11 protein-coding genes are annotated in these 12,320 nt (G+C 33.8%); 8 read left to right on the top strand and 3 right to left on the bottom strand.

The window, feature by feature from the left end:
* Positions 1 to 9 precede the first annotated feature (9 nt).
* The 8 genes from CSC80_RS00320 to CSC80_RS00285 all read left to right on the top strand — a co-directional run bounded on the left by CSC80_RS00320 (position 10) and on the right by CSC80_RS00285 (position 7,608).
* Positions 10 to 1,260, top strand: coding sequence for an FAD-dependent oxidoreductase (locus tag CSC80_RS00320; protein ID WP_099188968.1), 1,251 nt, complete (start codon positions 10 to 12; stop codon positions 1,258 to 1,260).
* Positions 1,261 to 1,380: 120 nt separating this feature from the next.
* Entirely contained in the window at positions 1,381 to 1,782 is a 402-nt protein-coding gene (locus tag CSC80_RS00315; RefSeq protein ID WP_058103442.1) for a response regulator, read from the top strand.
* Positions 1,783 to 1,863: 81 nt separating this feature from the next.
* On the top strand, positions 1,864 to 2,406 hold the full coding sequence (locus CSC80_RS00310; RefSeq protein WP_074672884.1) for a heme NO-binding domain-containing protein: 543 nt from the start codon (positions 1,864 to 1,866) through the stop codon (positions 2,404 to 2,406).
* Complete coding sequence (locus CSC80_RS00305; RefSeq protein ID WP_099188967.1) at positions 2,399 to 4,378, top strand: PAS domain S-box protein; 1,980 nt, start codon at positions 2,399 to 2,401, stop codon at positions 4,376 to 4,378. The genes CSC80_RS00310 and CSC80_RS00305 overlap by 8 nt, the downstream gene beginning before the upstream one ends.
* Positions 4,379 to 4,385: 7 nt before the next feature.
* Positions 4,386 to 5,516 carry an FIST N-terminal domain-containing protein gene (locus CSC80_RS00300; RefSeq protein WP_099188965.1) on the top strand — a complete coding sequence of 377 codons (1,131 nt, stop codon included), beginning with the start codon at positions 4,386 to 4,388 and terminating at the stop codon, positions 5,514 to 5,516.
* Positions 5,516 to 6,580: a HAMP domain-containing sensor histidine kinase gene (locus tag CSC80_RS00295; RefSeq protein ID WP_099188963.1), complete on the top strand. Its 1,065-nt coding sequence runs from the start codon at positions 5,516 to 5,518 to the stop codon at positions 6,578 to 6,580. The genes CSC80_RS00300 and CSC80_RS00295 overlap by 1 nt, the downstream gene beginning before the upstream one ends.
* Positions 6,577 to 6,897 carry a hypothetical protein gene (locus CSC80_RS00290; RefSeq protein ID WP_058103437.1) on the top strand — a complete coding sequence of 107 codons (321 nt, stop codon included), beginning with the start codon at positions 6,577 to 6,579 and terminating at the stop codon, positions 6,895 to 6,897. Before CSC80_RS00295 ends, CSC80_RS00290 begins: the two co-directional genes overlap by 4 nt.
* Entirely contained in the window at positions 6,898 to 7,608 is a 711-nt protein-coding gene (locus CSC80_RS00285; RefSeq protein ID WP_099188961.1) for a LytTR family DNA-binding domain-containing protein, read from the top strand.
* Between the two features lie 22 nt (positions 7,609 to 7,630).
* On the opposite strand, the gene CSC80_RS00280 is transcribed toward CSC80_RS00285, so the two are convergent.
* The 3 genes from CSC80_RS00280 to CSC80_RS00270 form a co-directional block, all read right to left on the bottom strand.
* Positions 7,631 to 8,044 carry a response regulator gene (locus CSC80_RS00280; protein WP_071341684.1) on the bottom strand — a complete coding sequence of 138 codons (414 nt, stop codon included), beginning with the start codon at positions 8,042 to 8,044 and terminating at the stop codon, positions 7,631 to 7,633.
* Positions 8,045 to 8,048: 4 nt separating this feature from the next.
* Complete coding sequence (locus tag CSC80_RS00275) at positions 8,049 to 9,836, bottom strand: sensor histidine kinase (protein ID WP_099188959.1); 1,788 nt, start codon at positions 9,834 to 9,836, stop codon at positions 8,049 to 8,051.
* A 257-nt stretch (positions 9,837 to 10,093) separates the two neighbouring features.
* Entirely contained in the window at positions 10,094 to 12,154 is a 2,061-nt protein-coding gene (locus tag CSC80_RS00270) for a tetratricopeptide repeat protein (protein ID WP_236973289.1), read from the bottom strand.
* Positions 12,155 to 12,320 lie beyond the last annotated feature (166 nt).

Genomic DNA, 12,320 nt, shown 5'->3' with positions numbered 1-12,320 from the left:
AAATAGTAGATGAAGAATGTAATAATAATTGGCGGTGGCATTGTTGGTTTAAGTACAGCTTACTATTTGAATAAAGAAGGTTTTGAGGTTACAGTAATAGATAAAGGCAATATTAGCGCTGGTGCTTCATTTGTAAATGCAGGTTACATAACTCCAAGTCATATTATTCCATTAGCATCCCCTGGTATGATCGCAAAAGGAATTAAAATGATGTTCAATTCTGCGAGCCCATTTTATATGAAACCTAGGTTAGATGTTGATTTTTTAAAATGGTCATGGTATTTTCATAAATCTTCTACTGAGGCCAAGGTTGAAAAGGCCATAGGGGTAATTAAGGATATTAATCTATTAAGCAGGGAATTATTTACGGATATTAAAAATTCAGGTGATCTTGGCAATTTTCAGTTAGAGCGAAAAGGGCTATTAATGTTATACAAAACGGAAGAGAGTTATCTTCACGAAAAAAAGGTGGCCTATAGAGTGGCACAAGAAGGTTTAGAGGTTACCGACTTAAACAAAGACGAATTAAGAATTATTGAGCCTCATGTAAATATCGATGCAGAAGGAGCTATACATTATGAGTGTGACGCTCATACCACACCAAATGAGATAATGCCTAAACTATTGGCGTATTTAAAGCAAAGTGGTGTAATCATAAAAACTAAAGAAGAGGTTATTGATCTAAAGACATCAGATAATAGAATAAAAGAAATTATTACCAATAAACAATCTTATACACCCGATGAGGTAGTATTTGCGGCAGGCTCATGGAGCGGTGATCTTGCAAAGCGTTTACATTTAAAGTTATCTTTACAAGGAGGTAAAGGCTACAGTATTAATGTAGCTAGGGAAACGGGTATTTCTGTTCCGGCCATATTAATGGAATCTAAAATGGCGGTAACACCAATGAGGGGTTTTACAAGATTTGCGGGTACTATGGAGTTTTCAGGGATCAACAATATTATAAGGAAAGAAAGGGTTGCGGCAATAGCTAATGGGGCAAGTTCTTTTTACCCTGACCTGAAGATCAATGAGGCCGAAATTAAAAGTGTTAAAACAGGTCTACGACCAGTTTCTCCAGATGGGTTGCCATATATAGGCAGATCGGCAAGTATTAAGAACTTAACAATTGGTACTGGTCATGCCATGATGGGGTGGAGTTTGGGACCTGCTACTGGTAAGTTAATTACAGAGTTACTGTCTGGTAATAAGACTTCTATGGACATTTCTTCCTTCGATATACAACGTAGTTTTACATGATTGCTTAAAAAGTTTAACGTTAGATAAATACCATTCACCGACACTTAAGCGTCATTCACCTACACTGGTCAATTTATTTGTGACTTATCTCTGACATTTGTAGTATCAAAATGAACAACAATGGATATTTTACTAATAGAAGACGATTTAATAGAAGTAATGAAGTTGAAACGAACTGTTTCTAAACTTAATTTAAAGCATTCAATCGTTGAGGCAAAAAATGGAGAATCTGCTCTAACGTATTTAAGATCTGGTGAAAAACTTCCAGATATCATTCTATTGGATTTGAACATGCCAAGAATGAATGGTATAGAGTTCTTATCTATTTTAAAAGAAGATGAGCATCTAAGATACTTACCTACCATAATTTTGACTACTTCAGAAAATAGAGCAGATTTATTAAAATGCTACGAAGTTGGTATAGCCGGTTATGTTATAAAACCATTGAAATATGAGGATTATGAGTATAAACTTAATGCTGTTTTAGAGTACTGGAGTGTTAACCAACTAGTGAAAGGCTAACAAAAAAGCTCATTTCACAACATTTTCCTGCATTTTCGTATTAATTTTCCTACGTTTGAGGAACGTTATTAAAAATAGGAAATGAAGGGAATTGTATTTACCGAGTTTTTAGAAATGGTCGAATCTGAATTTGGATTAGAGACCGTTGATAATATTATAGAAAAAGCAGATTTGCCTTCTCAAGGCATATATACCTCTGTAGCTACCTACGAATTTAATGAGATGGTAGCTTTAGTTACCCAGTTAAGTGAAGAGGTAGATCTACCTGCTGGTGACTTAATATACGCATTTGGACTTTATTTATTCTCAAGTTTAAAAAATGCTCATCCAGAGGTAATACAAAGTTATTTGTCACCCATAGGTCTTTTGTACTCTATAGAAGACCATATACATGTACACGTTAAAAAATTATATCCGGAAGCGGAATTACCTACATTCAAAATTCTTGAAAAAACGGATAATTCCATTTCTATGATCTATAGTTCTTCTAGAGGATTGTATAGGCTGGCTCATGGTTTAATTGAAAAAGCATTTGAACATTTTAATGGTAAGGCAGATATTACTTATGAACTTCTAAAGGATGATGGTACTGAAGTAAAATTTGACGTTGTACAACATGGATAGTAAAGAAGTTGTTCTTTTAAGAAAAGCCCTCGAAAGACAAAAAAGAGCACGACAGCAAGCTGAAAAGATATTGGAGGAAAAATCTCATGAACTTTATGAGGTGGCCAGCCATTTAAGGGAATCTAATGCTAAGCTTGAAAATTTATTGAGCGAAAAAACGTCTGAACTAGATGGCGTATTCATTAACATCATAGATCCTTATGTTGTTATGGACTTATCATTTAACGTGGTAAGTATGAATTTATCTGCAAAAAACTTTTTGGGCTATGATAATAATATCGAAGAGGTAAACCTTTGGAAAATGGTACATAAAGATTATATGGAATATACCATAGAATCTTTTAGTAGTTTAAAAGAGGTAGGAAAGCTTAAAAACTACAGAGCAAAAATATTGGTTAAGGGCGGAGTTGAAAAATGGGTGGAGATTAATGCCAGCTTAGTTTACAATAAAGAAAAACTACCTGTTGCCGCTCAAGGTATAGTAAGGGATATTACCCAAGAAATGGAGGTGAGGGAGTTGTTGTCAGAACAGAAAAGGCAATTAGATGTAATTGTAAATAGCTCACCGCTAGGTATTATTCTTGCAGATTCCAGTAAAATTTTAAAGGTCAATTATACAATGACCTCCTTATTAGGTTATACTCTCAATAGCTTCATGAAAATGAATGTTAAGGATTTTACGGATAAAGAAAGTATAGAATTAGCCAATGAATTCTCCACTAAACTGAACAATGGTGAAATTGATAATTATACCATTCATCAGAAGTTCATAAAGAGCGATGGAGAAAAACTACAAGTTAAATTATCTGTCAATGCGGTAAGAAATATATATAGGGAAATCAGCTATATCGTAATGATGGTTGAAGATATTACCCAACAGTTAGAAGCTGAAGAACGTTTAAAGTCTGAAAGGGAAAAGTATAGTGGAATAATTGCCAATATGAACTTAGGACTTTTAGAGGCAAATAGAGAAGGGGTAATTCAAATGGTCAATCAAAGTTTTTGTGATATGATCGGCTTTGAAGAAAGTGAATTGCTAAATACAGATGCCAAAGATTTTGTAAGCCTAGAAGATAAAAATAAAGTAGCCGATAAGATCAAAACCCGCGCAAACGGAAATTCAGATTCATATGAAGTACATGTTATTACCAAGTCTGGAGAGAAAAGGCATTGGTTAATAAGTGTTGCTCCTCGTTATAGTAAAAACCATGAGGTAATTGGTTCAATCGGTATTACACTTGATATTACCGAGCAAAAAGAACTGGAATTACAGAAAGAGAAATTGGTTAAAGATCTTGAAAATAGTAACCAAGGTTTACAAGAATACGCACATATTGTTTCTCATGACCTTAAATCGCCTCTTAGGAGTATTAGTGCCCTTGCAACTTGGCTAAGCGATGATTATAAAGATGTTTTAGATGAAGGTGGTAAGCAGAATTTAGAACTTATGCAAGAGAAAGTAGCTTCTATGGACAAGTTAATCCATGGCATACTTGAGTATTCTACGGCAAACAGCTCTGCCTTGGATAATTCTAAAGTAGACTTGAACAGTGTCATCGCAGATATTGGTGAAACTATCTATATACCTGATCACGTTCAATTGAAAATACCAAAATCATTGCCTACCATAATGGCAGATCGAATTAAAGTTCATCAGGTTTTTCAAAATATAATTGGTAATGCGGTAGTTCATATTGAAAGAGAAGTTGGTTTAGTAGAAGTACTTTATAATGATACTGGAGATTACTGGCAATTTACCATTAGTGATAATGGGGTAGGAATTCCAGAAGAGTATCACAAGAAAATATTCGACATCTTTCAATCTATTGGTAATAACGAAAGGTCAACGGGTATAGGTTTATCGATCGTTAAAAAAATAATTGATCGTTACCAAGGAAAAGTCTGGGTAGACAGTGTAGTAGGCGAGGGTACCCAGTTTCATTTTACAATAAAGAAAGACCATAACGAATAAGGAAATTATGAAAATAGTTCAAGCGATAAAAAAGGGCGATGAGACTTTTGTTTTTCAAAATTCAAATCAATTAAAGGAACCTTTGGTTTTGGTGTTCGGTAACAGGTATATGTTGGAAAGTGAGCATATATTTAATGAGGTTAGAGCTCTTTTCCCAGAAGGTCATATTGTTTTTGGTACCACCTCAGGCGAAATCATAGATGATAAGGTTTTAGAGGGTACGGTAGTTTTAACGGCCATAGAGTTTGAAAAGAGTAAAATCTTGGTGAAAAGATGTAATGTAAAGGACTATCAACATGATGACAAGAAAATGGGAACGAAATTGGCTGCCCAATTTCCTAAAGAGCATTTAAAGCATTTGTTCGTTATTTCTGAAGGTAGTAGTGTAAACGGTAGTGCTTTAATTGAAGGCATTGAGCATTTAAACAATAATGGTTGTGGTCTTTCTGGAGGCTTATGTGGAGATGATGACCGTTTTGAAAAAACTTTGGCTTCTTATAATGAAAGCCCAAAAGAAGGAGAGATAGTTGCTATTGGTTTTTATGGTGATACTTTAGAGATTTCAAGTGCAAACTATGGAGGGTGGACAACCTTTGGTCCTGAAAGAATCATAACAAAATCTCAAGGTAATATACTTTATGAACTTGATGGTAAACCTGCTTTGGATCTTTATAAAACATATTTAGGTGAAAAAGCCAAAGAATTGCCAAAGTCGGCATTATTATATCCGTTGAGTGTAAAGACCACTGAAAATTCAGAACCTTTGGTACGTACAATTTTAAATATAGATGAGGTTGAAAATACAATGACCCTTGCAGGTGATATTCCAGAAGGTGCCAGGGTACAATTAATGATGTCATCTGTAGATGATATAGCAAATGGGGCTTTTCACGCAGCAGAGTTGGCAATGGAAAATAGAAAAAGTTCTCCTGAGTTGGCTTTATTGATCAGTTGTATTGGAAGAAAACTGGTTATGGACCAACGTACCGAAGAGGAAATTGAAGAGGTGAAAGCGGTAATTGGAGATAATACAGTTATAAGTGGGTTTTACTCTTATGGGGAAATGGCGCCATTTAGTGGTCAAGATAGTTGTAAATTGCACAACCAGACCATGACCCTAACTTTATTTAGTGAATAATGCATTCTCTCTTAAAAAGACAAATACGAAAATATCTACCGGACGAATTAAAAGCGCACCCAGAAATGGAAAGCTTTTTGGAAGCCATTGGCAAGTCATATGAAAATTTTGACGATAAATTTTCTATGCTCCATAGAGCGTCTACTATTAGTTCAGATGAACTTTTTGAGGCAAATAAAAAATTACAGAGAGAGGCATTACAACAAAAGAACATTCTTGTTTCATTGGAAAAGGCCATAGCAAGTTTAAGGGAGAATTTAAATGATGAACAAGAATTTGATTTTGATATTCAGAACGAATTTAACGCGGAACACTTGGCATCATATATAAGTAATTTGGCATCTAAGGTGTCTAACATGACCTTGGAGAAAGATAAATTGGTGGCCCATTTAGAAAACCAGAACGAGTCTTTGAACAATTATGCGCATATGGTTTCTCATGATCTAAGATCACCGATAAGAAATATTAGTGCATTAATGAACTGGATAATGGAAGATGAGAAAGATAATTTCTCACAGACCAGTAAAGATAATTGCTCATTGGTATCTGAGAATCTTATAAAAATGGATAAGCTGGTTACTGGTATTCTAAACCATGCTACAATGGGTGAGACCAAGGAGCATAGAGTTCTCTTTAGCCTAGAAGAAAGTTTAAGGGATATAGAGAAGACTATCTATGTTCCAGAAAACGTTACGTTCAAATATGCAAATGATTTGCCTAAGATGGAGTTTGAAAGAGAGCGGTTAGAACAATTGTTCATGAACCTATTTCTAAACGCGATTACGGCAACGGAACATCTGGAAAATGGGATTATTGAAGTTGGTTATGAGCCAGATGATTTGTTTTGGAAATTTAGTGTTAGTGACAACGGAAAAGGAATTCCAACTAATCACCAAGAAGGAATTTTTCAAATGTTTAAAAAATTAGAAACTACCAATAATGCTACGGGTATAGGACTTGCAATTGTTAAGAAAATTACAGTTCTTTATGAAGGTAGTGTTTGGTTAGAGTCAGAAGAAAATGTGGGTACCACATTTTTTATAACTTTAAAAAAGAATACATGATAGAGCAACCAAACCTAAATTATGTTGATGAACTTGCGGGTGATGATGTTGCCTTTAGAGGTCAGTTCATAGATATTATAAAAACAGAGTTTCCATTAGAGAAAGAAGAGTATTTTGGTCATGTAACCAATACTAGATTTAAGGAAACAGCAGAAATTGTACATAAGTTAAAGCACAAGTTCAATATTTTAGGAATGCAAGATTCATACAAACTTGCAGTAGCCTATGAAATGGAATTGTTAGAAGGAAAAGAAGATAGTAAGTCAAAATTCATAAAAGTTCTCCAAACTATTGATGAATATATTAAAACAATATAAATGAACTGTATTATTATTGATGACGAAGCTATGGCAAGGGCAATTGTTAGACAATTGTGTTCAAAGATTCCAGATTTAGATGTTATTGAAGAGTTTGATAATGCCATATCGGCCATTAAGTTTTTAAACCAACAAACTATAGATGTTATATTTTTAGATATACACATGCCTGGCTTTAGTGGTGTTGACTTTGTACAGACCTTAAAAGATCCACCAAAAATAGTTTTAACTACCTCTGATACCGATTTTGCTATTGCTGCCTACGAATATGAAAGTATTGTTGATTATTTAGTTAAACCAATTACCCAAGAGAGGTTTGAAAAGTGTATTGATAAGATTTCAAGCCTTCCAGCTCATAAACCTATGCAGACAGTAGCACCAGGTAAAGAAAAGGAAGAGGGCGAAGATCTTTATATCAATATAGATAGAAGGCTTATTAAATTAAAGTTAAAGGAGATTTTAGTCATTGAAGCTAAGGGTGATTATATTGACGTTAAAACAGAGAAGGAAGATTACAGGGTTCACACTACATTAAAGAAAATAAAAGAAAAATTACCTGAAAGGCTGTTTTTGCAAATTCACCGTTCCTATATTATAAATTTCACTAAAATTATTGATATTGAGGATAATAGTGTATTGATAGCCAAGAACGTTGTACCTATAAGCCGTTCTAACCGCCCCGAATTAATGCGCAGGTTAAACTTATTATAAGATATGATTTCAGGTCAGTATTTTACCAATTTTCGTGGTAAATCTTTTTGAATATTTCTGCTAATTGTGTTTTGTTAACCGGTTTTACAACATAGCCGGTTAGCTCTTCAAAGTGAGATGCTCTTTTAATATCGCTATCTCGCATAGATGAACTTACCATATAAATATTTATATTATTTATAATTTTTGGTTTAAGTTTTTTAAACTCGTTCAAAAAGCCCCAACCATCTAAAAACGGCATGTTGATATCCAAAAATATCACTTCAGGAAGTTCCATTTTTTGCGCGGTACATTCAGCAATGTATTCCACGGCCTGTTCACCATCAGTAAATGTAGTGACGATCAGTTCTTTTGATAATTGCTGAATTGTCTTTTCCATTAAATATAAGTAGAGCTCATCATCATCTACTAGCAATATATTCGGTTTTGTATCCATAATCTTAAAATTTTATTTTGAACGTTGTTCCTTCTCCTACTTTACTGTCAATTGTTATAGTCGCATTTAAAGCCTCTAATTGAGATTTTATTAAAAAGAGGCCCATACCCTTTCCAGAGATGTTTCTATGAAATCTCTTATATAATTTAAAAACATTTTCACCATGTTTCTCTAGGTTTAGTCCCATACCGTTATCACGTACATATAACACTTTATGTTTATTTTCTATAGCCGATTCAAATTCAATATGTGAAGCAACATTGTCCCTCTTATATTTAATGGCATTAGAAACTAAATTTTGTATTACACTTTGTAAATAGAACTTTGAAAAGGTTATATGGTTCCAAGCATCTAATTTCACCAATACATTAAAATTGCTATCATCTAAAAGTGTTTCGGTAAACTCATGCTTTACTTCTTCAATAAGTTCCGCTAGGTCAATATTTGACTGTTTAATTTCTTTATTATCCAAAATAGACACATATTCGTTAATGTCTTTGGTTAAGTTGGTAATGCTTTTTGCAACTTGATCTAACTTTGGTAGTAATTGATTTAGTATTTCTGGATTTTTTTCTTTCTGTATCATTTCAACAATAACAGACATACTGGTAACAGGAGAACGCAGGTTATGGGAAATTAAATAGTTAAAATCGCTTAGCTGCTTGTTTCTAATTTCTAACCGATTGTTCATTTTGATGACCTTGATATTGTTTTCTTCTAATTTATTTTTATTTCTGGTCAACAATATATTTTTGCTTTCTAGCTCTTTGTAAAAAAGTTCTTTCTCTAATTTCTTTTTTTGAAAAACATAACACAATGTCAATAGACTTACAATTGAAATTGCATTAAACGTTATTAGGCTGTCGTATAAAGGTTTTGTATTTGCAGCTATGAGCCTTGGAGGAATTTCTACAATCATAAACCAATTGGTAGGCGTAACTATTTCAGATGCTATATTGGTTGCTGATCCAAAAGAATTGGACGTTCCATTCAGTATAATGGGCTGTAAGCGCCAAATGTGTTCTTTTTCTATTATAGTACTGTCACGGGTAATACCTACAGCTATGGATATTAGATTTTTAGGTAAAAGATCATCTACTTTACCAGATTCATAGGGTAAGTCTTCTTTGTGTAAGCTACTGCTAATTACACGTTGGCTTTCATCTAAGAGGTATAGTTCGGTATCGGCTATTTTGTTTTTAAGTTGGTCAAGAACCCTTTTCATTTTAAAGTTTATGACTACCAAGCCTATTTTAGTTTCAGTGGTGTCAAATATGGGTGCTACCGCTCTAATGACGGGTTTATGTGGTTTCTCAATTGCACCATTTTCTCTGTTAAGACTAATATGTGAAAGGTATAGTTGATTCTTTTGTAGTGCCAGCCCTTCTTTTACGTATAAATGATTTTCTTTATTCTGTAGATTACCAATGGTAACGGAGTCTGCACCATTTCTTACAGCTCTAAAAAACTCTTTTCCGTTTAAATCAATGAAACGAAATTGGTCATAATCGGTAATTTCTTTTATTAGTTCTATATAACGATCCATGAATGCAGTGTGCTTGTTCATGGGGTCAAAATTAACGGGGTATGCTAAGTTGGACCAATACTTGGTATCGTGAAGTAACGTATTACATTGCTCAAGAAAGTACTCTTTTTTTATTTTAGCATCGCGCTTTTGGTATTCAGATAATCCTGCAATCTGTTTTTCTTTTTGAGCGTAAAAGACATATAGCGTAAGGGCCAACAACGGTAGGTATAATCCTAAAAACATTTTTAAAACTCTCTTCCACATAAAATATCAATTAGAGTTTCATTTTAATTAGTAATTCTTGGCTAGGGAAGTGTATGTATATCTTACGCTAAAGTAAGTAAAATTCTTACATTTATTACTATGTTATTATCGTATTTCAAAAATAATGTTGATTTTTTAATGGATTGGCAATGTATTTTGTAGGAAAAAAGGAAAGTAATTTTAGAACCCTACAATTATGTCTATTTTGCTTTTAAATGAAATGTTCAAATGCGAAATTTATTTGATATATAGGAGAACTAGTCAAAGTTTAGTTTTTTATGGAATAGTGGTTTTTTAAGAAACAACCATTTCGCTTTTAAGCCAATTTCTGTAAACTCAAAACCAGCGGCTGTAGCAGATGCAATATTACTGTATTTGGCATATACACTTAAACTAAATCTTTTTGAAAATTGATGTTTAACAGAGGCTTCTGCTCTAAAGATATTAGTATATGGGTCTTCCTCTACTTTTTGTATCCCTGTTGCGGCACTAACAGCAAAGGTGGTTTTCTCCGAAATCTCTCCTCTAACATCTGCAAATATTTCTACTGCTTGGTATTTTTCTGGACTAAAATAAATAGATGGCACCTGATCTTTAAAGGTGATATATTGATAATTCAATCCCATTTTCAAAGCAGGTTTTCTAAGCACATTGTAATATAATGAGGTAAATAGAAGGTTTCTTACATTTTCATCGCTTTGCTGGGTATGCATTAATTGTGTGTACCATCCAAAATTAACATTGGTACCAAGGTTGTAATTCAACCCATAATGGTTCTGAATAATTTCACGTTCAATAAGTTCGGCATTAAAGTTTTGCACTTCACGTTGATATCCTAAAGTTAGGTTCTGCATTTTAAAAGGCTGTAGGTCTAACTTTAAATCAATTACGGGTTGGGTGTAAGAATCATCTAAAAATCTAGAGTTGTTGATACCTACATTTGCTTTTAAGAGTCCCTTTGGAAACAATTTGTAATGAAGCCCGGCTACTACCACATGAGAGTTTGCCTTATTTACCGTTACAGTATTTTCGGTAGTTCTATAAAGGTATGATAATGTTGTTTTAAACTTGGTTGAAAAAGGGACGTCTACAGTGGTATTGGTAAAGAAAGCGGTATTGTTACCATTATCAAAAGTGTAGGCGGCATGTTCTTCTACGGTTGGGGTGTGCATCAAATTTAGCTTTTCTATAAAGCCTTTAGCATCTTTTTGATTCTTATAAAACTTTAAAGTTTGATTGGCCATTTTGTATGCAGGAATAATTCTGTCAGATGCAAAAAGCGCATTTGCCTTACCTAAATTACCATCAAATGACGCACTGTCATTGGCCAAGATCCTGTCGTAGCTTTTAACGCTAGATTTTGCATCACCGGTATATAAACCTAAGGTTGCCCTCAACGCATGTATCCAATTTCTGTTTTGATAATGCACTTCTAAGCTATCTATTTTTTTCTTTGCCGTCATGAATTTTCTATTCCAGATCAAAGCTTGTACATATCGGTCATAAGTACTTTCTGTTAAGGGAACATCATCAATTTGATCTACCTTAACCGTTGCAGTTTTTGAGATTCTTAAAGCTTCTTTATCGTTCTCATTTATATGTTCTGCCAAAGCAATGCCATTTAAAGCGGTAATAGAATCTTTTTGATTTGTTGCGTAACGTGCGTACATGTTCTTAGCCTTATCTCCTTGTTTTATTATTAAATAGAGATTGGCTAGATTAAGTAATACATCTTTATCATTAGGAAAATCCTCAAAGACTTTTTTAAGCGTTTGTTCTCCCTTTTTGTATTGTTGATTGTTTACAAAACTATTGGCATAGCCCAGTCTCATAAACTTTCTGGAAATTTTGGCACTTTCATTTTCTGGCTGAAGGGCAATAGCTTTTTCTACCCAACTTAAAGCTGATTTGTACTCTTTTAAGTTACTTAACGTATTGGCATAACCCAAAACGGCACCAAATTTTTCAGGAAATTTTTCCACTAAGTCAGCATATAACGGCTTGGCCTGTTCATATTCTTTTGCCCATAGAAAGGACTCATTATAATTGATTAAAATTTCAAAGTCGCCCGGGTATTCTTTTAATAGCTCAGAGAACAAATTTGTGGCTTTTTTAGGCTCACCGCTTAGGCCAACGGCCCTGCCATAACATAGCTTTGCAGTTTTATTGTTAGGATCTTCTTTAAGGTATTCTCCAAAAAATAGTTCGGCCTCTTGAAAGTTACCTTGCTCAAGTAAACCAAAGCCTTTGGTCATATTAGATTGCGCGGTTAGCACAGATGTGGTTACCAGAAATAGGAATATTATTTTTCGGATCATTTAAAAGTCAGATTAATACTACAAATACCTAACGGTAATTATTGTGATTTATTTGTTTAGAAGAATATTGTAAAGTTAAAAGGTCTCCTATTATTCTAGAAGTAAGATAATTGCCATTGGTCTACAGTAATGTGTAAACCACCTAAACTACCACAAAATAAAGGGC

It is taken from the genome of Maribacter sp. 6B07 (assembly GCF_002700155.1).
Classification (GTDB): domain Bacteria; phylum Bacteroidota; class Bacteroidia; order Flavobacteriales; family Flavobacteriaceae; genus Maribacter; species Maribacter dokdonensis.
This window is presented reverse-complemented; position numbering and strand designations above follow the sequence as displayed.